This window comes from Caballeronia sp. SBC1 (genome assembly GCF_011493005.1).
Classification (GTDB): Bacteria; Pseudomonadota; Gammaproteobacteria; order Burkholderiales; family Burkholderiaceae; genus Caballeronia.
In genome coordinates, this window is sequence record NZ_CP049157.1 from 1,654,621 (window position 1) to 1,676,588 (window position 21,968).

The 21,968-nt window shown below is 60.1% G+C and carries 20 protein-coding genes and 1 pseudogene; 9 read left to right on the plus strand and 12 right to left on the minus strand.

Annotated elements, in window-relative coordinates:
• Window positions 1–62 precede the first annotated feature (62 nt).
• The 4 genes from SBC1_RS25440 to SBC1_RS25455 form a co-directional block, all read right to left on the minus strand.
• Window positions 63–443, minus strand: a complete 381-nt coding sequence (locus tag SBC1_RS25440; protein WP_165101137.1) for a DUF2946 domain-containing protein — start codon at window positions 441–443, stop codon at window positions 63–65.
• Window positions 444–628: 185 nt separating this feature from the next.
• Window positions 629–1,948, minus strand: a complete 1,320-nt coding sequence (locus SBC1_RS25445; RefSeq protein WP_165101134.1) for an Nramp family divalent metal transporter — start codon at window positions 1,946–1,948, stop codon at window positions 629–631.
• 371 nt (window positions 1,949–2,319) lie between these two features.
• Window positions 2,320–2,697 carry a type II toxin-antitoxin system VapC family toxin gene (locus tag SBC1_RS25450; protein ID WP_165101131.1) on the minus strand — a complete coding sequence of 126 codons (378 nt, stop codon included), beginning with the start codon at window positions 2,695–2,697 and terminating at the stop codon, window positions 2,320–2,322.
• Window positions 2,697–2,933, minus strand: coding sequence for a type II toxin-antitoxin system Phd/YefM family antitoxin (locus tag SBC1_RS25455; RefSeq protein ID WP_165101128.1), 237 nt, complete (start codon window positions 2,931–2,933; stop codon window positions 2,697–2,699). The genes SBC1_RS25450 and SBC1_RS25455 overlap by 1 nt, the downstream gene beginning before the upstream one ends.
• A 335-nt stretch (window positions 2,934–3,268) precedes the next feature.
• Here SBC1_RS25455 and SBC1_RS25460 point away from each other — a divergent pair, with 335 nt between their 5' ends.
• The 9 genes from SBC1_RS25460 to SBC1_RS25500 all read left to right on the plus strand — a co-directional run bounded on the left by SBC1_RS25460 (window position 3,269) and on the right by SBC1_RS25500 (window position 13,664).
• Window positions 3,269–3,364 carry a potassium-transporting ATPase subunit F gene (locus tag SBC1_RS25460; protein ID WP_035566418.1) on the plus strand — a complete coding sequence of 32 codons (96 nt, stop codon included), beginning with the start codon at window positions 3,269–3,271 and terminating at the stop codon, window positions 3,362–3,364.
• Complete coding sequence (gene kdpA / locus SBC1_RS25465; protein WP_165101125.1) at window positions 3,361–5,169, plus strand: potassium-transporting ATPase subunit KdpA; 1,809 nt, start codon at window positions 3,361–3,363, stop codon at window positions 5,167–5,169. Before SBC1_RS25460 ends, kdpA begins: the two co-directional genes overlap by 4 nt.
• Before the next feature lie 129 nt (window positions 5,170–5,298).
• The gene (kdpB, locus tag SBC1_RS25470; RefSeq protein ID WP_241202284.1) at window positions 5,299–7,356 is read left to right on the plus strand and encodes a potassium-transporting ATPase subunit KdpB; all 2,058 of its coding nucleotides are present in this window, start codon (window positions 5,299–5,301) and stop codon (window positions 7,354–7,356) included.
• An 88-nt stretch (window positions 7,357–7,444) separates the two neighbouring features.
• The gene (kdpC, locus tag SBC1_RS25475; protein ID WP_165101119.1) at window positions 7,445–8,026 is read left to right on the plus strand and encodes a potassium-transporting ATPase subunit KdpC; all 582 of its coding nucleotides are present in this window, start codon (window positions 7,445–7,447) and stop codon (window positions 8,024–8,026) included.
• 1 nt (window position 8,027) lies between these two features.
• Entirely contained in the window at window positions 8,028–10,820 is a 2,793-nt protein-coding gene (locus tag SBC1_RS25480) for a sensor histidine kinase KdpD (RefSeq protein ID WP_165101116.1), read from the plus strand.
• Window positions 10,817–11,515, plus strand: a complete 699-nt coding sequence (kdpE, locus tag SBC1_RS25485) for a two-component system response regulator KdpE (protein WP_165101111.1) — start codon at window positions 10,817–10,819, stop codon at window positions 11,513–11,515. The genes SBC1_RS25480 and kdpE overlap by 4 nt, the downstream gene beginning before the upstream one ends.
• Window positions 11,516–12,162: 647 nt before the next feature.
• The gene (locus SBC1_RS25490; RefSeq protein ID WP_241202194.1) at window positions 12,163–12,675 is read left to right on the plus strand and encodes a lytic transglycosylase domain-containing protein; all 513 of its coding nucleotides are present in this window, start codon (window positions 12,163–12,165) and stop codon (window positions 12,673–12,675) included.
• 120 nt (window positions 12,676–12,795) lie between these two features.
• Window positions 12,796–13,212 (plus strand): universal stress protein, encoded by a 417-nt coding sequence (locus SBC1_RS25495; RefSeq protein ID WP_165101108.1) that lies wholly within the window; start codon window positions 12,796–12,798, stop codon window positions 13,210–13,212.
• Between the two features lie 107 nt (window positions 13,213–13,319).
• Window positions 13,320–13,664 carry a hypothetical protein gene (locus SBC1_RS25500; protein ID WP_241202193.1) on the plus strand — a complete coding sequence of 115 codons (345 nt, stop codon included), beginning with the start codon at window positions 13,320–13,322 and terminating at the stop codon, window positions 13,662–13,664.
• A gap of 125 nt (window positions 13,665–13,789) precedes the next feature.
• Here the strand turns inward: SBC1_RS25500 and SBC1_RS25505 are convergent.
• The 8 genes and pseudogenes from SBC1_RS25505 to SBC1_RS25540 form a co-directional block, all read right to left on the minus strand.
• A pseudogene (locus SBC1_RS25505) lies at window positions 13,790–13,963 on the minus strand (helix-turn-helix domain-containing protein); the annotation flags it as partial.
• 1 nt (window position 13,964) lies between these two features.
• Window positions 13,965–15,299, minus strand: a complete 1,335-nt coding sequence (locus SBC1_RS25510; protein ID WP_371826760.1) for an amidohydrolase family protein — start codon at window positions 15,297–15,299, stop codon at window positions 13,965–13,967.
• A gap of 149 nt (window positions 15,300–15,448) precedes the next feature.
• Window positions 15,449–16,786: a nucleobase:cation symporter-2 family protein gene (locus SBC1_RS25515; protein ID WP_165101098.1), complete on the minus strand. Its 1,338-nt coding sequence runs from the start codon at window positions 16,784–16,786 to the stop codon at window positions 15,449–15,451.
• 114 nt (window positions 16,787–16,900) lie between these two features.
• Window positions 16,901–17,968, minus strand: a complete 1,068-nt coding sequence (locus SBC1_RS25520; RefSeq protein WP_165101095.1) for a GTP-binding protein — start codon at window positions 17,966–17,968, stop codon at window positions 16,901–16,903.
• Between the two features lie 59 nt (window positions 17,969–18,027).
• Window positions 18,028–18,624 carry a UbiX family flavin prenyltransferase gene (locus SBC1_RS25525; RefSeq protein ID WP_241202192.1) on the minus strand — a complete coding sequence of 199 codons (597 nt, stop codon included), beginning with the start codon at window positions 18,622–18,624 and terminating at the stop codon, window positions 18,028–18,030.
• The gene (locus SBC1_RS25530; protein ID WP_165101092.1) at window positions 18,621–20,027 is read right to left on the minus strand and encodes a UbiD family decarboxylase; all 1,407 of its coding nucleotides are present in this window, start codon (window positions 20,025–20,027) and stop codon (window positions 18,621–18,623) included. Before SBC1_RS25530 ends, SBC1_RS25525 begins: the two co-directional genes overlap by 4 nt.
• Before the next feature lie 91 nt (window positions 20,028–20,118).
• Window positions 20,119–21,024 (minus strand): amidohydrolase family protein, encoded by a 906-nt coding sequence (locus SBC1_RS25535; protein WP_165101089.1) that lies wholly within the window; start codon window positions 21,022–21,024, stop codon window positions 20,119–20,121.
• Entirely contained in the window at window positions 21,021–21,941 is a 921-nt protein-coding gene (locus tag SBC1_RS25540; RefSeq protein ID WP_165101674.1) for an amidohydrolase family protein, read from the minus strand. Before SBC1_RS25540 ends, SBC1_RS25535 begins: the two co-directional genes overlap by 4 nt.
• Window positions 21,942–21,968: the final 27 nt, after the last annotated feature.

Below are 21,968 nucleotides of genomic sequence, written 5' to 3' on the forward strand. Positions count from 1 at the left end.
TGGCACGCAACGGCATCGCGCCGCCGTCAGCGGTGCGAGCAATTCAATAGGCACGAGATGGATCAGGGAGCGACAGGAGGTGCGCGAGGCTGGGCGGCAATGAAGAGCGGCAACGCGCGAACGGCTGTGCGTACCACGGGAAGCGGAGCACTGGTCACCGACACAGCGGCGGCAAAGGCCACCGTCGAACCGGTCAGGATGGGGAAGTGAGCGAGCAGGCCGCAATAGGCGCAAGCCTGCCAATGCAGCGCACCAGAGTGTGAGGAGGAGTCGCTGTTGCCCGCTTCGCTGAAGGCCGGGTCAGCCGAGCAATACGTGCTTAGCGCCTGGCCTAGCCGGTCATGCGAGGCTAGTGCGTGCGAGACCGTCGGCGCGACAGAAGTCATCAGGATTGCAAGCAACCCCAGAATACTTCCGATCTTCAGTAAGCGACGGCGGAACATGCTGTGATCAACACCGGACGGTCGATGATATGGCGCCGATTATGCCACGCGTTAATCACTTCAAAACGCAATAATCGTCATGCGCCATCAAGCTAACCGTCGAGCTAACTAAAGTGACGCTTCATGCGTACTTCATGCACATGCATTGGCATTGCGCCTATGCGGAGTGTTAGCCACTCAGCCACTCAAGCGCTTGGCAGGCCCGGAATATCAACGCCGAATGTTTGCAGCAAGAGGACCGCGTTAAGGGCCAGCACTGCGAAGGCCGCAACGATGGCCGCTATTTTTACCAGTGTCCGGTTCTTGTAGGAGCCCATGACATCTGTGCGGCACGTGAACCACACGAGTGCCGCCATGGGAAACGGCAGCGCAAGACTGAGCACGACCTGACTCATGACCAGCGCTTGCGTAGCGTTCACGCCCAGCCAGACCACCACAAAACTCGGCACCATCGTAATTGCCCGACGCAGCCATAGGGGGATGCGGAAGCCGACAAACCCTTGCATGATCATTTGACCGGCCATGGTTCCCACGACCGAACTGGAAATGCCCGACGCGATCAACGACAGCAGGAAAATGCCCGCGGCAGCAATGCCCAGCAGCGGCGCTAGCGTGTGATAGGCCGTTTCGATCTCGGCCACTTCAGGATGACCCGAGTGAAAGGCGCCGGATGCCATGATGACCATGGCCATGTTGATCATGCCCGCAATGGTCAGCGCAATGATCACTTCAACGTTCGAGAACGTGAGCAGCCGTTTGCGCTCAGCTTCGGTCTTGGGAGGCAAGCGGCCCTGGGTAAGTCCCGAATGAAGAAATAGCGCGTGCGGCATGACTGTCGCTCCAATAATGCCCACCGCGATGGTCACAGCTTGCGCATCGGGCAAGTCCGGCTTGAACATATGCAGCCCGACCTGGGCCCAGGCTACTGGAGCTATGAAAAGCTCCGCGAGATAAGACAAGCCGATGATCCCGACCAGTGCGCCAATAATCAATTCGAGCGGCCGGTATCCCGCTTTCTCGAAGAACAACAAGCCATACGTGACGATCGCTGTGACGATCATGCCGATCAGCAACGGCATGTGAAAAAGCAAACTCAGGCCGATCGCACCGCCGAGGAATTCGGCCAGATCGGTGGCCATGGCCGCGACTTCGCTGACTCCCCACATGACATACACGAGCGGCTTGGGTAAATGATCCCGGCATAGCTCCGCGAGATTGCGCCCGGTGACAATGCCCAGTTTTGCGGAAAGTGCCTGAAATAGCATGGCAATGACGTTTGCCAGCAGCACAACCCACAATAATCCATACCCGTATCGCGCGCCGGCCTGGATATTGGTCGCAAAATTGCCCGGGTCCATATAAGCGACGGAGACTACGACTGCTGGTCCGGCAAAGGGCAGGAGCACCGACCAGCCCGTGCGGCGGCCTTCCAGCACATCACGCATGGCGCGAGTCGTACTGTCGCTCATTGATTGGCTGGGCTCGGCGCGGACGCGGTCATCCATTGATTAACTCGACACGTTTTAGATGATGGGTCGCTTCGTGCGGACCGGCTTGCGACGGTCACGACCGCGACATAGGCAGTGCATTCGTAGGCAGTGCATTAATTGCTTTGCTCGGCGGCAAATTAGCGCATTAAGCAATCAGAGCACAGTTTCGGCTTTTGTGGGTATTCGCCGTGTCGTTGCTTTCAATTTTCTTGCGGCTGCAATCAAAAGTCTTTCGATGGCGGCAGTTGTTACCTCGCTTTTCCATAATCTTGAGTTAGCGGGTTGAGGCCGGCTGCAAGCTACGGAGACTCTGTTAGCGACACGTGACCGCGCTGAACAAATTCGCGGTAATGGCAAATGGTCATGTTGCCATTACTGAATTGTTCTCAAACCGTTATGACGAGCTCGGAATATGCACTCAGATGACCGTCGGCAGTCAACAGGCGAAGGGGCTCAGAAATCGCCTGTGCGATCAGAAGGCGGTCGAACGGGTCGCGATGGATATCCGGCAGATCGCGGACCAACGCAGCGTGCACTGCGCGAACCGGCAGTTCCTTGAAACCGCTTGCAGCTATTTCTGCTACCAAAAGATTCACGTCTGCATCCAGCTTGCCCAGCCCAACCTTGATCGATGCCTCCCATATGCTTGCGCTGCTGACGAAAACATCATCGGCGTCAGTAATCAGCTTGCGCGCGTGCTTTGACAATTTTCGGTTGTCGGTTACCGCCCACAGGTAAATGTGAGTGTCCAGGAGTACACGCATCAACGGCCCTCAAACGCAGCAATCACGTCGTCGGGTAGAGCTGCATCAAAGTCGTCGGCAATTTTCACCTTTCCTTTTAAACCACCGAAACGGCGCGGAATCCGTTCGTGCTGAATGGGCCCCAGTCTGGCAGCGGGCTTGCCGGCTTTCGCAATGATAATTTCTTCACCATTCGCCGCGGCATCAACAAGCCTCGAAAAATGCGTTTTTGCATCGTGAATATTGATAGTTTGCATATCTGCTCCTAGTGGACTAAGTCCATATTAGTCCACTGTTGTTGGTGGGTCAACCGTTGCGTTGGTCTTGTTCCCGCAGTGCGCCGTTCATCGCCCGGGCCACCCCCGCGTCCCGCCTGAGTCTCCCCGCGTCTTTACACTTTCTTTATATCCCCGCCAGTTCTCTTTTCCAGCCGTTTACGCGCGATCAACTAACCTTCAGCACGTCCAAATCCGCTACGGGAGATCAAAACAATGGACCTGCTATATATCGCCGGCATCATCGCCTTCTGGGCAGTGTGCGCGGCTCTTGCCATCGGTTGCGACAAACTGCGTCGCGCCCCGGGAGGTCGCCCATGACCACCTGGATGCTGTTGCTGGCAGGCGCCTCGACTCTGCTCTTGTTCGTGTACCTCGTGTACGCACTATTGCGTGCGGAGGATCTGGAATGAACGCCAATACCGTATTTCAAATGGGCCTTTATATCGTCGTGCTGATCGCGCTCGCGATTCCGCTCGGCCGGTATATGACCTCCGTGCTCGATGGTTCGTCAGTCGTTGTTCGACGCATCGGTCGTCCAGTCGAAGCGCTGCTTTACAAGCTAGCTGGCGTAGATGAAAAGTCGGAGATGTCGTGGAAGCACTACGCATTCGCCGTGCTGGCGTTCAACGCACTCGGTGTGCTCGTCGTGTACGGATTCATGCGCTTGCAACAGTGGCTGCCGTCCAACCCGCAGGCCTTCGGTCCCATGACCCCGGACGCCGCGTTCAACACGGCTGTCAGCTTCGTGACCAACACGAACTGGCAAGACTACACGCCTGAGTCGACCGCAAGCTATCTCTCGCAGATGGTCGGCCTGACCGTGCAGAACTTCTTTTCGGCCGCGACCGGCATAGCCGTTGTCGTCGCGCTGATTCGTGGCTTCGCCCGTCATACCGCAACGACCATCGGCAACTTCTGGGTCGACATCACGCGCATCACGCTGTACATCCTTGCGCCTCTGGCTACGGTCATCGCGCTGGTGTTCGTGAGCCAGGGCGCGATCCAGAACTTCGAGTCGTACCAGGACGTCGCCACGCTTCAAGTGACGACTTACCAGACGCCGAAGACGGACGCTCAAGGCAATCCGGTCAAGGATGCCAAGGGCAATCCGGTGATGGTGGACAACAAGGCCGACAAGCAGACGATCGCCATGGGCCCGGTTGCCTCGCAAGAAGCGATCAAGATGCTCGGCACGAATGGCGGCGGGTTCTTTAACGCCAACTCCGCCCATCCGTACGAAAACCCGACGCCGTTCTCCAACTTCGTCCAGATGATCGCCATGCTCGTCATTCCGGCGGCGTTGTGTGTCGTGTTCGGACGCATGGTGGGCGACAAGCGGCAGGGCTACGCAATCCTCGCGGCGATGACCATCGCGTTCTCCATAGCGTGCTGGGGTGAAATCTCATTCGAGCAGGCCGGCAATCCGCTGTTCACGTCGCTGCATGTGGACCAAAGCGCCTCGGCGATGCAGGCAGGCGGTAACGCTGAAGGCAAGGAAACGCGCTTTGGTATTGCGCAGTCGGGCATCTTCACGGTCGCCACCACGGCTGCATCGTGCGGTGCCGTGAACAACGCGCATGACTCGCTGACGCCAATGGGTGGCTTCGTACCGCTGCTGTTGATCCAGCTTGGTGAAGTGATTTTCGGCGGCGTGGGTTCCGGCTTATACGGGATGCTGGTCTTCGCCATGCTCGCGGTGTTCGTCGCCGGTCTGATGATTGGTCGTACACCTGAATATATCGGCAAGAAGATCGAGTCGTACGAGATGAAGATGGTGGCTATTGTCGTGTTGCTGACGCCGTTTCTGGTGCTGCTTGGTGCATCGATTGGTGTGCTAACGGCGGCGGGAACAGCGGGTATAGCCAACCCAGGGCCGCACGGATTCTCCGAGATTCTCTACGCCTATAGCTCTGCCGCCAACAACAACGGCAGCGCCTTCGCGGGCCTGACAGTCAGCACGCCGTTCTACAACATCACGACCGGCATTGCCATGTGGTTTGGCCGCTTCGGTTCGATCATCCCGGTCCTGGCCATTGCCGGTGCGCTTGCCGCCAAAAAGCGTATTGCCACTACGGCCGGCAGCTTGCCGACTCACGGTCCGCTGTTTGTCGTGTTGTTGCTCGGCACAGTCGTGCTGGTCGGCGCACTGACATATGTACCCGCGCTCGCGCTGGGTCCCGTGGTCGAGCATCTGATGATGCTCTCGGGCAAATAAGCGGTCACTGATACAGAGGAAAGTATGAACACAATTGTCAAACCGCCAGTGAAAACGCCGAACAAGGCACCGGAGAAAACGCCGGAGCCGAGTGGGTCGGGCGGACACTCACGCTCGGCCGCCCGTTCCATGTTCGACCCCGCCATCGTCATGCCGGCGATTGCGGACTCGTTCAGGAAACTGGGCCCGCGTACGCAGTTGCGTAACCCGGTGATGTTCTGCGTCTACATCGGCAGTATCCTGACCACGGTGCTGTGGGTGGCGGCTCTCTCGGGCCAGGCTGAAGCGCCGTCAGGATTTATTCTCGCGGTCTCGCTGTGGCTGTGGTTCACGGTGCTGTTCGCCAACTTCGCCGAGGCGTTGGCCGAGGGTCGCTCGAAGGCGCAAGCGGCCTCGCTGCGCAGCGCCAAGCGCGACGTGATGGCGAAGAAGCTGGAAAACGCGAATCCGAAGTCGCCGTTGCGCATCACGACGGCAACGGAGCTCCGCAAGGGCGATATCGTGCTGATCGAAACGGGTGACGTTATCCCGGCGGACGGTGAGGTAATCGACGGCGTGGCGTCGGTCGACGAGTCCGCGATCACGGGCGAATCCGCGCCGGTTATCCGCGAATCGGGCGGTGACTTTACCGCGGTGACGGGCGGTACTCGTGTGCTGTCGGACTGGATCGTGGTGCGCGTGACGGTCAATCCGGGCGAAGCGTTCCTCGACCGCATGATCGCGATGGTGGAAGGCGCGAAGCGTCAAAAAACGCCTAACGAAATCGCGTTGACCATCTTGCTCGTGGCACTGAGCCTGGTGCTGTTGTTCGCGACTGCCACGCTGCTGCCATTCTCAATGTTCTCGGTCAGTGCAGTGAAGGCCGGTCACGTGGTGACGATCACCGCGCTGGCAGCCTTGCTGGTCTGCCTGATCCCGACCACCATCGGCGGACTGTTGTCGGCCATTGGTGTGGCGGGTATGAGCCGCATGATGCAGGCAAACGTGATCGCGACTTCCGGCCGTGCAGTGGAAGCCGCGGGCGACGTCGACGTGCTGTTGCTCGACAAGACCGGCACGATCACGCTGGGCAACCGTCAGGCATCCAGCTTTGTGCCGGCTCCGGGTCTCTCGGAGCAGGACCTGGCCGACGCTGCGCAGCTTGCGTCGCTGGCCGACGAAACGCCTGAAGGGCGCAGTATTGTCGTGCTCGCGAAGCAGCGCTTCAATATTCGTCAGCGCGAGATGGCAACGCTGCATGCGACCTTCCTGAGCTTCACCGCACAGACGCGCATGAGCGGCGTCGACTTGCCTGATCGTGAGATTCGCAAGGGCGCGGCCGATGCGGTCAAGTCCTACGTTGAGCGTCATGGCGGTCGTTATCCCCAGGAAGTATCGAATGCGGTCGATGAAATCGCGCGTCGCGGCAGCACGCCGCTGGTCGTCGCCGACCGGCGCGAAGAAGGTGCGCGTGTCCTGGGCGTGATCGAGCTTAAGGACATCGTCAAGGGCGGCATCAAGGAGCGTTTTGCCGAGCTGCGCAAGATGGGTATCAAGACCGTGATGGTGACGGGCGATAACCGCCTGACCGCTGCGGCGATTGCCGCCGAAGCGGGTGTTGACGACTTCCTCGCGGAAGCTACGCCTGAAGCGAAGCTGGCGACCATCCGCGGTTATCAGGCGGAAGGACGGCTGGTTGCGATGACCGGCGACGGCACCAACGACGCACCGGCGCTGGCGCAGGCCGACGTGGCCGTGGCAATGAACACCGGCACGCAGGCGGCGAAGGAAGCCGGCAACATGGTCGACCTCGATTCGAATCCGACCAAGCTGATCGAGATTGTCGAGATCGGCAAGCAGATGCTGATGACGCGCGGCTCGCTGACGACGTTCTCGATCGCCAACGACGTGGCCAAGTACTTCGCCATTATCCCGGCCGCGTTTGCATCGACGTACCCGCAATTGCGCGTGCTCGACATCATGCACCTGACGTCGCCGTCGTCCGCCATCTTGTCCGCCGTGATCTTCAACGCGTTGATTATCGTGTTCCTGATCCCGCTGGCACTGAAGGGCGTGAAGTATCGGCCGCTGGGCGCCGCGGCATTGCTGCGTCGCAATCTGCTGGTGTACGGCCTCGGCGGAATCTTGCTGCCGTTCCCGTTCATCAAGATCATCGACATGATTCTGACGGCATGTGGCTGGGCCTGAGCGGCAGGCGGCGTGCGCCGGGTCTGCTTCTGCAGACTCGGCCGCTGCCACCTCGGGTCTCATTACAATCTAATTGGATTGAATCATCATGAAAAACATTCTTCGTCCCGTGCTCGTGTTGTTCGCGGCATTGACCGTGGTGACCGGGTTGGCATATCCGATCGTGGTTACCGCGGTCGCGCATGCCGCCTTTCCGAGCCAGGCAAACGGTAGCCTGATCGAGAAGAACGGCAAGCCGGTCGGCTCGGAACTGCTGGGCCAGCAATTCGATGCACCAGGCTATTTCTGGGGCCGCTTGTCGGCCACGTCGCCGAACCCCTATAACCCGCAAAGCTCGGGTGCTTCGAACCTTGGCCCGACGAACCCGGCGCTGGCAGATGAAGTGAAAGGACGCATCAGCGCGTTGCACGACGCGGACCCGACGAATACGGCGCCGATCCCGGTCGACCTCGTGACGTCGTCAGGCAGCGGGCTGGACCCCGAGATCAGCCCGGCTGCTGCTGCGTATCAGATCGACCGTGTCGCGAAGGCACGCAAGCTGTCGCATAACGATGTCGATGCACTGGTCCAGCGTGCAACGAGCGGCCGTCAGTTCGGCATTCTTGGCGAGGCGCGCGTGAACGTGCTGAAGCTGAACCTGGCGCTTGACGAAATGAAGCCTGCAAGCTGAGATGGACCGCCCCGATCCCGACGAGCTGCTGGACAAGATCCAGCGCGACGAAGAGAAAAAGCAGCGCGGCAGGCTGAAGATTTTCTTCGGTGCATCGGCTGGCGTGGGGAAGACCTATGCCATGTTGCAAGCCGGGCACCGTCGCCGCGAAGAAGGTATTGACACGGTCGTCGGGATTGTCGAGACACATGGCCGCAAGGAGACGCTTGCGCTGGTTGAGGGGCTGGATGCCGTACCGCTGACGCTGTACGAATACCGCAACCGGAAGCTGCCCGAATTCGACCTCGACGCAGCGCTCGCGCGCAAGCCGCAACTGATACTCGTCGACGAACTTGCGCACTCGAATGTGCAGGGCGCTCGTCACCTCAAAAGGTGGCAGGACGTGTACGAGTTGCTCGACGCCGGTATCGACGTATACACCACCGTCAACGTCCAGCATCTGGAGAGCCTGAACGATATCGTTGGGCAGATCACGGGTATTCGCGTATGGGAAACCGTGCCGGACCGCGTGTTCGATCTCGCCGATGAAGTTACCCTTGTGGACCTTCCAGCCGAAGAGCTGCTGGACCGCTTGAGGGACGGAAAAGTCTATATGCCGCAGCAAGCGGCAAACGCGGTCAAGAATTTTTTCCGCAAAGGTAACCTGATTGCATTGCGCGAACTGGCGTTGCGTCGAACGGCCGACCGCGTGGACGCGCAGATGCGCGAGTATCGCGCCGATCAATCGATTAGCCGGATCTGGCAGGCTCGTGAGCGACTCATCGCGTGCATTGGGCCGGGTCCTGAAAGCGCTACGCTGGTGCGCTCGGCCGCGCGCCTCGCCGCGAGTCTCAAGGCGGACTGGCTCGCGGTGTATGTCGAAACACCGAAGCTGCAGCGCCTGCCTGACGCATCGCGCAAACGCACGCTGGATGCGCTCAAGCTGGCGTCCGAGCTGGGCGCCGAAACCGTGACCCTTGATGGCGCCGACGCGGCCGCCACGCTGGTCGCGTACGCGCGCATGCGCAATGTATCCAAGATCGTGGCGGGGGCGTCAGACGCGCCCGGCTGGCGGCGGCTGCTTGATCGATCCGTTGCCGAAGCACTGGTGCACCATGCACACGATATCGACGTGACGCTGGTGGGCGTGAAAGCGGCGAAGGAAGGGCGCGAGCGCGACGCTGGTATCCCGGTATTCGCCGCCGTGCGCAACGAAGCCCGCTCGTCGCCCAACGCCTACTTTTATGCGGCTGCTATCGGCGTCGCGATCACGGCGTTGGCGAGCCTGCTGTCGCGGCACATCGACCTCACGAATCTTGTGATGTTGTATCTGCTGGGCGTTGTTTTTGCCGCGGTCCGGCTCGGACGAGGCCCCGGCGTACTGCTTTCGTTCGTGAGCGTCGCGGCGTTCGATTTCTTCTTTGTTCCGCCGCAACTTTCCTTTTCCGTTTCAGATACGCAGTACCTGCTGACCTTCTTCGTGATGTTGCTGACCTCGCTCACGATCAGCCATCTGACTTCGAATCTTCGGCGTCAGGCGCAGGTAGCCTCGTTACGCGAGCGGCGCACCGGCGCCATGTACGCCATGACGCGTGAACTGGGCGGCGCGTTGATGACCGAACAGATCATCGAAATCGGGACGCGCCACGTAGGGGAAATTTTCCAGGCCAAGGTCGCGATCCTGCTGCCCGACAGCGTGGAAAAGATCCGCCAGAAAGTCGACGATCCCAATCCGCAGTTCACACTCGATGCAGCCGATCTCGACCTCGACATCGCACAGTGGGTGTACGACCAGCAAAAGCCCGCGGGACGCGGCACGGACACGCTGCCGGCCAGCAACGCGCTTTATCTGCCGCTCAAGGCGCCCATGCGTACACGCGGTGTGCTGGCACTCATCACCGCTCATGCAGCCGAGCTCGCGGTCCCTGAACAGCAACGCATGATTGACACGTTCGCTTCACAGATCGCGCTCGCGCTCGAACGTGTCCACTACGTCGAGATCGCGCAGGATGCGTTGGTCAACATGGAGTCGGAGCGCATGCGCAATTCGCTGCTCTCGGCCATCTCGCATGACCTGCGCACGCCGCTCACCTCGATCGTCGGATTCGCTTCGGTGCTGGAGGAGCAGCAGCGCATTCACAACGGTACGGCCGACACCGCGCGCGAGCTGGTTCACGCAATCCACGAGGAAGCACTGCGCATGAGCGGGCTTGTGACGAATCTGCTCGACATGGCCCGGCTCCAGGCAGGCAGCATCCGTCTGAACCGGCAGTGGTTGATGCTGGAAGAGGTAGTTGGCGCGGCGCTCGCCGTATGCCGCCGCACGCTTGCCGGACACACGGTGCAGGTTCGCGTTCCAGCCGACCTTCCATTGATACAACTAGACGCTGTCCTGATGGAACGACTGCTCGCCAACCTGTTTGAGAACGCGGCGAAATACACGCCGCGCGATTCATCACTGTCCATTCACGCAGCGGTTGAACAGCTGTCGGGCGAGCGCTATGTGCGGGTCTGCGTCGACGATAACGGCCCGGGTCTGCCGCCGGGCATACAACAAACGCTCTTCGATAAATTCACGCGTGGAGAGAAGGAATCCGCCAAGCCCGGGATTGGTCTGGGTCTGGCAATCTGCCGGGCCATTGTAGAGGCGCACGGCGGAAAGATCGGTGCTGAGAACCGGGTGGATGGAGAAGGGAAGGTGTTGGGCGCGAGGTTCTGGTTCACGTTGCCGGCCGATCAGACACCGCCTTTCGAGGCGCTTCCTGACGAGAATGGCGATGGGGCGGACGCTGCTGCCCACACGGATACGCCATGAGCGAGCCTACGTTGACCATTGTCGTCATAGAAGACGACAAGCAGATTCGCCGTTTCGTACGCAGCACGCTGGAAGCGCAGGGCATGACCGTGTTCGAAGCGGAAACCGGGCAACAGGGCTTGCGCGAAGCTGCCTTTCGGCTGCCTGATCTTATTGTTATTGACCTTGGCTTGCCGGACACCGACGGTATTGATGTGATTCGCGAACTGCGTACCTGGACCGAGCAACCGTTGATCGTGCTCTCGGCACGCACTCACGAAGATTCCAAGGTTGCAGCGCTGGATGCGGGAGCGGACGACTATCTGACGAAGCCATTCGGTGTGTCGGAGTTGCTCGCGCGAATCCGTGCACAGCTAAGACGGCGTAATCGCGGCGGGCAGCAGGAGACACCGCAAGTACGGTTTGGTCCGGTCTCGGTGGATCTATCGGAGAGGCTTGTCACGCGAGACGGCGAGGTGATTCATCTCACGCCGATCGAATACAGGCTGCTGACTACGCTGGTACGCCACGCTGGGCGAGTCATCACGCATCAGCAATTGCTACGTGAAGTCTGGGGACCCGCGTATGTGGAGAACCAGCATTATCTGCGTGTTTATATGGGACACCTTCGCCACAAGCTGGAGCTTGATCCGGCCCAGCCGGTTCATATCCTGACCGAGACCGGGGTGGGTTATAGGCTTGTGGGTGCGCAGTAGGAGTGGGTTTTACGCGTTGCTTAGCGGCGTTCGCGTGAGCGTCTGACGGCGCGCTAGCGCAGTTCAATATTCGCGGCGCGAACGCCGCTCATGGAAAAAGCGCAAACGGCAACGTAGCCGCGATATAAACCGCCAGGCCGGTTGCCGGGAGGCCCAAGGTTATGGCGATCGCTGCAACCGCCGTACCGGCCAGCGATACCGCAAGCAGCGTTCGCCGACGCGTTTGCTGTCCAGCGATGTTCGATCGTGTGCTTTCTTGGTCCGGCTCGTTTTGTCTGGGAGTGCGCTTCCAGAACGTCAGGGCGTGCATGTTGGTGACTCTCTCGATGTAGACATAAAGTGTCGTTCCGCTCGCGCAATGACGGTGATTAAATAGCATAGGAGAGCATATAGATTCCACAAATTAGACGCTGAAAGATCACGTCTTGACGCGTTCTTGATACGGCATGCTCCGCTTTTATCTCGACCGATACGCCGCACGGCGTAGCCTTCCCGGACGCAAACGAGAAGGGACCGTGATGCATGAGAACCAGTCAAAAGAATCAAGGCGACGGTTGTGCGCGAGACTTGCCCTCTGCGCGTTTTCGTTCATGGCTGCAAGCGCTGCATATGCGACCAATGCAACGGATGCAACCAATGACCGGACAATGCCTGATGGGCAAATATCGGCTAGCGTCGAATCCTCACCTGGCGAATCGCCACAGGTTGCAGATGTAGCGGCGGTGTTATGGCGGCAGTTCCGGGTGGCCCGGCAAGAGGCCACGCTGATTGCGCGTGCGGTCATCAGCGCGGCAAACGAATATGCAATGTCACCCGTGCTATTGCTCGCGGTCATTGCAACCGAGTCAGGGTTCGACCGGCAAGCGGTCAGCGTTGCCGGCGCTAAGGGCCTGATGCAGATCCTCCCGGCCGCTCATCCGCAGGTATTTGCATCGGGCAACGATCTGACCGAACCCGCCGAGAACGTGCGGGTAGGTTCTTCGATCCTTCGTGAGTATCTTGATGCGTCGGGCGGTGACCTTGGCGTCGCGCTCAAACGATACAGCGGCGGCGGCAAGGGATATGCCCAACGCGTGGCTTTTCGCATGAGGCAGTTCTCGGCCAGCCTGCACACGCCGCCGGACGATGCCACCAAGGTTGCGCTTGTAGGGTCGCCTTGACTCAATTACTTGAATCAATTCCTTGACACAATTTTTACGCGAAAGGCGCGAAACTCTGCTCACGTTTAACGCTGGACCTGCTGTAATCAAGTTGTAGTGGTAGCGAAAACGGGGAAGCTCATGTTACGCGTACTGATACCGGTGATAAACAAGGAAGGCGCACTTCAGGCGGCACGCCATGCTGCATTTCTTTTTGCCGAGCACTGCGTGTCCGAGGTCGAGTTGATGGAGGTGCTTGAGCCTCCTGACCAGGGCCGCGCCAGTGCTTTTCATTCCCGCAGCGCGCTGCGCTTGCAGGAAAAGCGCGCGATGCTGAGTGCGCTCAGCCAGACACGCGCTATTCTGGACGACGCGGGGGTTCCGTATCATTGGTCGCGTGTGTTTGGGCCAGTGGCTGGAACCATCGCGGCGCGCGCGGCTGAAAAGCGCTCGGACATTGTCCTTGTCGACGCCAGTCACCTGGGCTTTCTTACCCGATGGTGGGTGATGAACAAGTTATGGCGTAGCATGCAAACACCGGTAACGATGGTTCACTAGGTAAGTGACTATCACAAGCGGGGCAATAAGCACGACAATATGCACGTCGGCAAGCACGTCGATCAACCAACCAACATCTACCGGCGTTCAGTCAAGAGTAAACAATCGTGTTAAAGCTTCATACAGCTATGCGAATCAGGGGCATGGCGAAGGTGGTGTGTGTCGCTATCGTGGCGAATCAGGTGCTGACTACGGTATTCGCGTATGCGGTGCAACAGCTTGATCCGGGGGCGCCGGGTCTTATCACGACCATGTTCAGTTTCCTGACGTGCGGTCTCGTGAGCATATGGTTGCAGTCGGACGCACGGCGCGCGTATTTGCTGGCGCGCGAGAAAGGCTGTATCACCCCCGTGGACAAGACCAATCCGGCGCTCAAGATCGCGCCCGATTGTCCGAAGTTATGGCTGGTGGTTTTGCACATCGAAATGAATCCGGCTGCGGTGGGACTCTAAGCGGTTTGCCTGACAGCACGAACACCGGCCCAGGACGCGAATTCTTCAACGCTTATTGGCTCGCACATGACGACCACCTGGACGCTGACCGTCGCGTTCGAGTCGTCCGCACAAACCTGAACTGGTCATTGACTCCTGGCGCGCTTGGCGAAGTAGCTTGCCGGGGAGTCGCCTAAGGCTCGCCGGAACATGAAGATGAAACTACTCGGCGTGGCGTAGCCGAGCGCGTCGGCTACCTCCGCCACCGCGTGACCGTGCGCCAGAAGCTCCAGCGCTTGACTGAGCTGCGCTTGCTGTCGCCTAAGCAAGCAAGAGCCGCACTCCCTCTCTGGCGTCCCGCCGGAGTTCATCCAGATCCAGCCCGGGGATCTCTCCGTCGTCGACTACAACGCGGCCATTCGCGATGCTGTATCGAACTTTGGTTGGCTCGCCGGCTGCCACCGGCGCGATCGCCATATCGTGAAAGCCGTTGAAACGCAGCGCGTCGACGTCGTACAGCACCAGGTCTGCCGCCTTGCCCACTTCCAGCGTGCCAACCGCATCCAGACCAAGCACGGCTGCGCCGCCGGCCGTCCCCCAGTGAATGATTTCTTCCACGGTAGTGGCGGATACCTGCTGCGCCGCACGGTGCAATAACCATGCAAAATGCGCTTCGTTGGTCATGCTCCCGGACTCGTTCGAGGCCACGCCATCCACACCCAGTGACATAGGCACGCCTGCTGCCGCCATCTGCGGCGCCGGCGCAATACCGCTGCCAAGCCGCGCATTGCTGACAGGGCAATGCGAGCAACCGGACCGCGTTTGCGCGAGCATGGTGATCTCGCCGGGTTCCAGATGAACCAGATGGGCGAACCAGACATCTGGCCCAAGCCATTCATGCTCAGCGACAAACTCGACGGGCAGCATGCCGAATTTCTCCCGGCAGAAGTCGACGTAACGACGCGTCTCGGACAGGTGCGTATGCAGACGTAGGCCCATGCCGCGCGCTGCACGTGCGATTTCCGGCAACAGCGCGGGCGGCAACGAAAAGGTCGGCGTGGTGGGCGCGACCACGACCCGGCGCATGGAGTCGGGGCGGGCATCGTGATAGCGGGACTTCAGGCGCTCAATGTCTCCGAGCATCTGGTCAAGTGACTCCGGCTGCAACACGCTGTTCGCAAACCCTGGATGGTCCCCCGCCGCCTGGAGTGCACCACCACGGCACAGCACGAAGCGCATGCCGAACGCAGCGGCTTCCTCGAACAGAAGGTCGCCGGTTTCGGTCGTGCCTTTTGCGTGGTACAGATAATGGTGATCGGCGCAGGTCGTCACACCCGAGAGCAGGAGTTCCGCGAGACCGAGCCGGGCGGCGATGCGAGCCAGGTCGGGTGTAAAGCGCGCGAGGCGAGGGTACGGCACCGCAGCAAGCCATTCCTGAAGATCCGCGTTGATACCGGCCGGGACCGCCTTCAATAAGTTCTGGAACAGGTGATGATGCGTGTTGACCCAGCCCGGATAGACCACGCAGGAACTGGCATCGATGACTCTTTCATTTTCTCTCGCCACGAGTTGCGGACCGATTTCCTCGATCCGCCCCGCGCGAATGCGCAGGTCGACTTGACCGAGGCGGGCGTGTTCGCCGCGCAGGCCGCTCATGACAGCGAGCGGATTCTTGATCAACAGGGCTTCGTTTGGGGTGCTCACTTTGTGTCTCTCCTTGCAACGCTCATGCTGTGCGGCGGCACGGACACCCCCGCCGCGTGTGTTGGTTTGGCTGGGTTTGCCTGGGTTCGCCTGGGTTCGCCTTATTCCCGGGCCAGTTGATGCGTCTCGACCACGACCTCCTCGTGCGCGCCGTTAAGCACCGCATTGAGGACCACGGAGACGAGACAGGCGAGCACGACGCCGCTATGCAGGAACGGCTGGGTCCACTCGGGCATCTGCTTGAATACCTCGGGGGCCATCACGGGAATCAATGCGGTCGCGATCGTGAAGCCCACGATCAACACGTTGTATCGGTTGCTTTCGAAGTCAACCTTCGAGAGTGTTTGCACGCCAGCTGCGACGACTACCCCGAACATGGCGATCCCGGCGCCGCCGAGCGCGGCGGCAGGCGTCGCTGCGACGACCGCGCCTATCTTCGGCACCAGGGCCACGACGCACATCAGCGCACCGCTGGTGGCGACTACCCAGCGGCTTCGCACACCGGTGAGGATCACGAGCCCGACGTTCTCCATGAACGCGATAAACGGAAACGCCGCGAACATTCCGGCGATGGCGCTGGCAAGGCCGTTAGCGCGCAGGCCGCGCACGACCTCCTCTTCGGTGACCTGCTTGTCGACAATGCCACCGATCGCGATGAAAAGCCCCATTGACTCGACCATCTGCACGACCATGACAACGATCATGGTCAACACGGGTACGACGGCGAACACCGGCGTACCGAAGTGGAATGGATAGGGTACGGTGAACCACGGCGCGCTCCTGACACCGCTGTAGTTCCCCATCCCGAGCAGACACGCGACAACACCACCGGCAATCAGCCCGATCAACACCGACAGGTTGCGCAGGAACGGCGAACCGAAGCGATTGACCGCGAGTATCACGAGGGCGACGAACAGCGCGACCAGCAGGAATGGCGATGCGCCGAATTGGGGGTTCTGCCGGCCGCCTGCTGCCCACTCGTAGGCCACCGGAAACAACTGCAGGCCGATCACTGTCACGATGCATCCGGTCACGACTGGAGGAAAGAAGCGTCGCAGCCGGCCGACCAGGGGTGCTGCGAACAGGGTGAACAAACCCGCCCCGATCACAGCGCCGCACACGCCCGCGAAGCCGACATTCGGATTCGAGCCAATGGCGATCACCGGTCCCACACTGCTGAACGCAACGCCTTGCAGGATCGGCAAACGCACGCCGAATTTCCAGAAGCCGATGGTCTGCAGCAGTGTCGAGATACCCGAGCAAAAAAGCGCGGTGCTGATCAGGACGGTCGTGTCGGCGGACGACATCTTGAGCGCCGACGCGACGATAAGCGGCACGGCAATCGCACCGATATAAGCAACCAGCATGTGCTGCAGTCCGAGCGTAATAACCTGGCGCTTCGGCAGCCGCTGATCAACAGGGTGTGGGGCGGTGTTCATCGAACGTCTCCTGAATTTTCGTTATTGACCAGCACGCGGTCCGCGGCACGTGTGCACGCGCTGTTTTGGCAGCAGTCTCGCCACGAGTAATCCGCGGGCCGGCTGTTCAACCCGTCAGGCCGTTATAGGCGTGCCGAGACAGGCATGGAAGCGGTCGGTCAGTTCGGCACGATCGAGATCGCGGCCAATAAAAACAATGCGGCTGGTCCGAGGCTCGCAACCCCAGGCTTGCGCCGCGCGCAGTTCGATAACGTTATGCACTCCTTGCAGAACGTAGCGGCACGGTTGCCCTTGTACTGCAAGAATGCCCTTCATGCGAAACAGCTTGCTCGCATCCGATGAGCGTAGTTGGGCAAGCCAATCCTGCAACGCGTCGAGATCGACTTCGGCGGATACTTCGATACCGACCGATGAGACACTGGCGTCGTGTTCGTGTTCATCTGCGTGCTTACCGGCGTGCTCGTGGTGCTCGTGATTTTCATGCTCATGCTCGGAGAGTCCGCCCGTCTCGACCAACTGCTGAGAGAACTCGGAGGCGCCGACGCCAAGGATCTTCCCCAGGTCGATCAGCGCATAGCTTGACGGGACGATGTCGGCGGTGGCGTTCAATCCGCGAATCCGGGCGGTCAGGGTGGCAACTTCCTGGTCGCTCACAAGATCTACCTTGTTGATCACAATGCGGTCCGCGCACACGATCTGGTCTACTGCCTGATTGTCCGAACCGTCGAGGAGGATATCGTCCAGGTGGGCCGCGATATGCTTCGCGTCCACCATCGTCACGACTGCGTCGAGCGTGACCTGTTTCGCGATTGGGTCGTCGAGAAAGAAGGTTTGCGCGACCGGATACGGATCGGCAAGACCGCTTGTCTCCACAATGATGTGATCGAGCCGCTCGGGCCTGTCGACCAGTGTGCGTACGATGCGCACCAGATCCTCGCGCACCGCGCCGACACAGCAGACACAGCCGTTCGTCATCTCGTAGATTTCTTCGGTCGATTCAAGCACCAGACCGCCATCGATGCCTATTTCGCCGAATTCGTTTTCGATTACGGCAATCTTGCGGCCGTGGTTTTCGCGCAGGATGTAGTTCAACAGCGTTGTTTTGCCCGCGCCAAGGAAGCCGGCCAAAATGGTGACCGGAATTTTCGCGGCTTCATGATGGGTCATGTGAATGGTGTTCATCAATCGTCTCCTGGTGGTCGTACTGACTGCTGATGCGTGGCTAGCCTTCATGCGAAACTTCATACGGAAAGCGGTTCTTCGACGGCTTCCCGCCAGCGCGTGACGGTGCCTGTCTCGAGCCCGAACAAGTCGAGCACACGGCCTAGCGTGTGATCTATCACTTGTTCAAGCGATTGCGGCCGCGTATAGAACGCGGGAACGGGCGGGGCCACGATGGCCCCCATCTCGGTGACAGCGGTCATGTTGCGCAGATGCGCGAGCGTGAGCGGTGTCTCGCGCGCGAGCAGGACAAGCGGCCGACGTTCTTTCAGCGTCACGTCGGCTGCTCTTGAAATCAGCCCGAACGACATGCCGTTAGCAATTTCTGCCAGCGTCTTCATTGAGCAGGGCGCGACAATCATCCCCATCGTGCGAAACGAGCCGCTTGCGACGCTTGCTGCAAGGTCGTCGCAACGATGTGTCGTGGTGGCGAACGCGCTGACGTCGGCGAGTTTGTAATGGGTCTCGTGCGTCATCGTAAGCAGGGCCGCGCGCGAGACGATCAGGTGCGTTTCCACATTCAGTGCTCGCAGCAATTCAAGCAAGCGCACGCCGTAGACGAATCCTGATGCACCGCTGATGCCGACCACCATGCGGCGGGTTTTATCGATCGTCATGCCGGCACTCCGCGCTCGAGACCAGCAAGCAATGAGCGCGCATGATCGATCGCACGTTCGCCGATGCGTGCACGAACGCCGTCGAACGTGGACCCGCGAGTCGCGTCAATACCCATGCGCGAGGTCGTGCCTGAAGCCGATGACGAAGGATCGAGCGGGCTGCCTGGCAAGCCGTCGATAACGAACAGGTCGCGATGCGGCTGGAAATGCGTGGCGACCGCCCATAACACTTGCGAGTCCTCACTGATGTCAATGTCGCTGTCCACCGCAATCACGTTCTTCAGATAAGGGTCCCAGCCCAGCAATGCGAGCATGATCTGGCGCGCCTCACCGTCGCGCGACTGGTTCAGTGCGACATAGCAATGGAAGTGCGTGCCGGAGTTCGGGTAATGAAGCGCTGTCACGGATGGAAAACGCGCCTTCAACTTCTCGCTCATTTCCGCTTCGCGCGGCAAGCGCGCGAGCGTCAGGTGCTCGGCATACGGGCCGCCGACCACGTCGACGAGCCATGCATCGCGACGGCGCATCATGGTGTCGAGGCGAAGCACGTTGTTGGTCGAGCGGTCCGATGAATAACCTGAGAACTCCCCGAACGGACCTTCTTCGGCGCGCTCGGTCGGATCGATCGTGCCTTCGAGCACGAACTCCGCAGCAGCGGGTACGCCTATGCCGTAACGCGGCGTGCGCACGAGTTCAAGCGGCGCGTTGAACAGGCCCCCGGCAATCGAACGCTCGTCCGTCCCGAACGGCACCCGCGCGGAAGCTGCGAGCATGAAGAGCGGATGAGCACCGATCACCATTGCAACGCGGAGCACGTCACCGCGTTGCTGCGCGCTTTGCAGCATTCGCCAGAGGTGGCCGCGTGAATGCAGGCTGGTGGCGAGTGCATTGCGCGCGTGGCGCATGGAACGGTGGTAACTCAGGTTGGCGATGCCCGTCACCGGATCTTCGGCAACGATCACCGCGTTGGTAATGTAGGGGCCGCGGTCGGTATCGAAATGCCGGATCATTGGCAGGTGATCGAGGTTGACTGCATCGCCTTCGGTGACCTGATCGAGCACTGGACCATTCGCTACAAAACGCGGCGCGAGCGGTGCATTCGCACGGCGTTGATAGGCTTCAAACAACTGTGGCGGTTCAACACCGAACAGCCGCGCAATGCGACTGCGCGACGCAAACACGTTAGTGACCAGCGGCGTGTCCAAACCATCGACCTGCTCACAAACCAGCATCTCGTGCCGGCCTCGCGCCGCCAGTTCGGCGACCAATGCAGTCACATCCTGATCGGCGGACAACGGCTGCCTGATCGTCAGCACGTCATGGGGAAAATGGTCGCGATAGGAGGACACGAACGCGTGAAAGTCCTGCGTCCCCGCGAGATCGTGCAAGCGTGCATCGGCCATGGTGGGCTCCGGCATGTGGACAAGAGAGGTGAGACGACCGCGGGCGCGCACGGATACAGATACGGATACGGCGCCCGCGGTCTTCCATCAACTACACATAGCTCGCCTTGAGGCGCTTCTCAGCCTCGGCAAGATCTTTCGGCGGTTTGCTCGGCTCAATGCCGACCAGCCTCGCGATGTTGTTGCCCATGTAGTCTTCGAGCCCGTCTTCGTCCAGGTCCATGCCTTGCGGCGCTGGCGAACACAGCATCTCCAGTTCACGCAGCCACATGCCCGGCTCGTTGGGCGGCGAGTCCGTGCCGAACACGATCTTGTTACGCGGCAACTCCTTCGCAAACTCAACAATGCGCGACTGATAACACCAGCCCGACTCGCAATACACGTTCGGCGTGTCCATTGCCATCCAGAAGGATTCAAACGAATAGTTGCCGCCGGTCTGAATCCCGAAGTGGCCGATGATGAAATTCACCATCGGAAATTCGCGGATGATCGGATAGAACTGCGTCGGGATGGTGTACGGTCCGTCGCCGGTATGAATCAGCACGACCACGCCCAGTTCCGCGCATTTCTTCATGGCGGGACGCAGCCAGTCGAGTGCACGATCAGGCCGGTAGCCATGCATGTTGGCGTGCAGCTTCAGCATCTTGAAGCCGTACTCCTTCACATGAAACTCGAGTTCGGCCGCACCGTTTTCCGGGCCCCAGCGCGGGTTGTAGGTGAAGTTGCCGATAAACCTGTCGGGGTATTTCTGCGTCAGTTCGGCGATGTACGCCATGTAGTCGCGAATGCCGTCGCGGCCACGCCGGTTACCGTCGCGATAACCCGTGTTGCCAGGCGGCGGCTGGATGAACCCCATGTCAATACGGCGCGGCTTGCCGTTGATCATGTACGGGCCGTCCATCATCTTGAGCAAGCGCTCGCCGGTGAACGGCTCGCCGGTATGGCGCCAGGCTTCGTCGACGAGATTGGTCGGGTGCAGGTGGGTATCGATAATCATGCGCGGACTCCGGCAAACTGGTTCAGATAGTCGTGTGCTTGCTCCACACTGCGCGGCGGCGGGCTCGGTTCGAGGCCGATCATTCGCGCGAGGTTGTTGCCGAGATAATCCTCGAGCGTGTCTTCGTCGAGATTGAGACCTTGCGGCGGCTCGTGGCACAGGACTTCAAGCAGGCGCAGCCACATGCCCGGTTCGTTAGGCGGTGTGTCGGAGCCGTACAGGATCTTGTGCGTGGGTAGCACCTTTGCAAATTCGACAATGCGCGATTGCAGGCACCAGCTCGATTCGCAATAGACGTTGGGGGTATCCATCGCCATCTGGAACGGCTCGAAGCAATACACACCACCGGTCTGCACGCCGAAGTGCGCCATGATGAAATTCACCGACGGAAACTCCCGGATCAGCGGATACCACTCGGTCGGAATGCTGTATGGACCATCGCCGGTATGCAGCTTGACAATAAGACCCAGCTCCGCGCATTTGCGCAGTGCGGGCCTTAGCCAGTCGAGTGCGCGGTCCGGCCGGTAAGCGTGCATGTTGGCCTGCAACTGGACCATCTTGAAGCCGTGTTCCTTCGCGTAGAACTCAATGGCACGGGCCCCGTTCTCCGGACCGCAGCGCGGGTTGTAGACGAAGCAACCTATCAGGCGGTCGGGGTAACGTTGTGTCAGCTCGACGGTGTAGGCCATGTAGTCGTCGATCGATTCGCGGCCTGAACGCTCGCCGTCGGTCCACGTATAAATGGTATTGCCCTGGGGCGGCTGGATAAAAGCCTTGTCGATGCGGCGCGGTTTGCCGTTGATGACATAGGGCCCGTCGAGCGTCTTGAGGAGGCGTTCGCCCGTGAACGGCTCGCCGTCGTGGCGCCAGGCGAGGTCGACCAGGTTGGTCGGGTAACAGCTAGTGTCGATGATCATGTACTCGATCTCCCATAACAGAGGAAC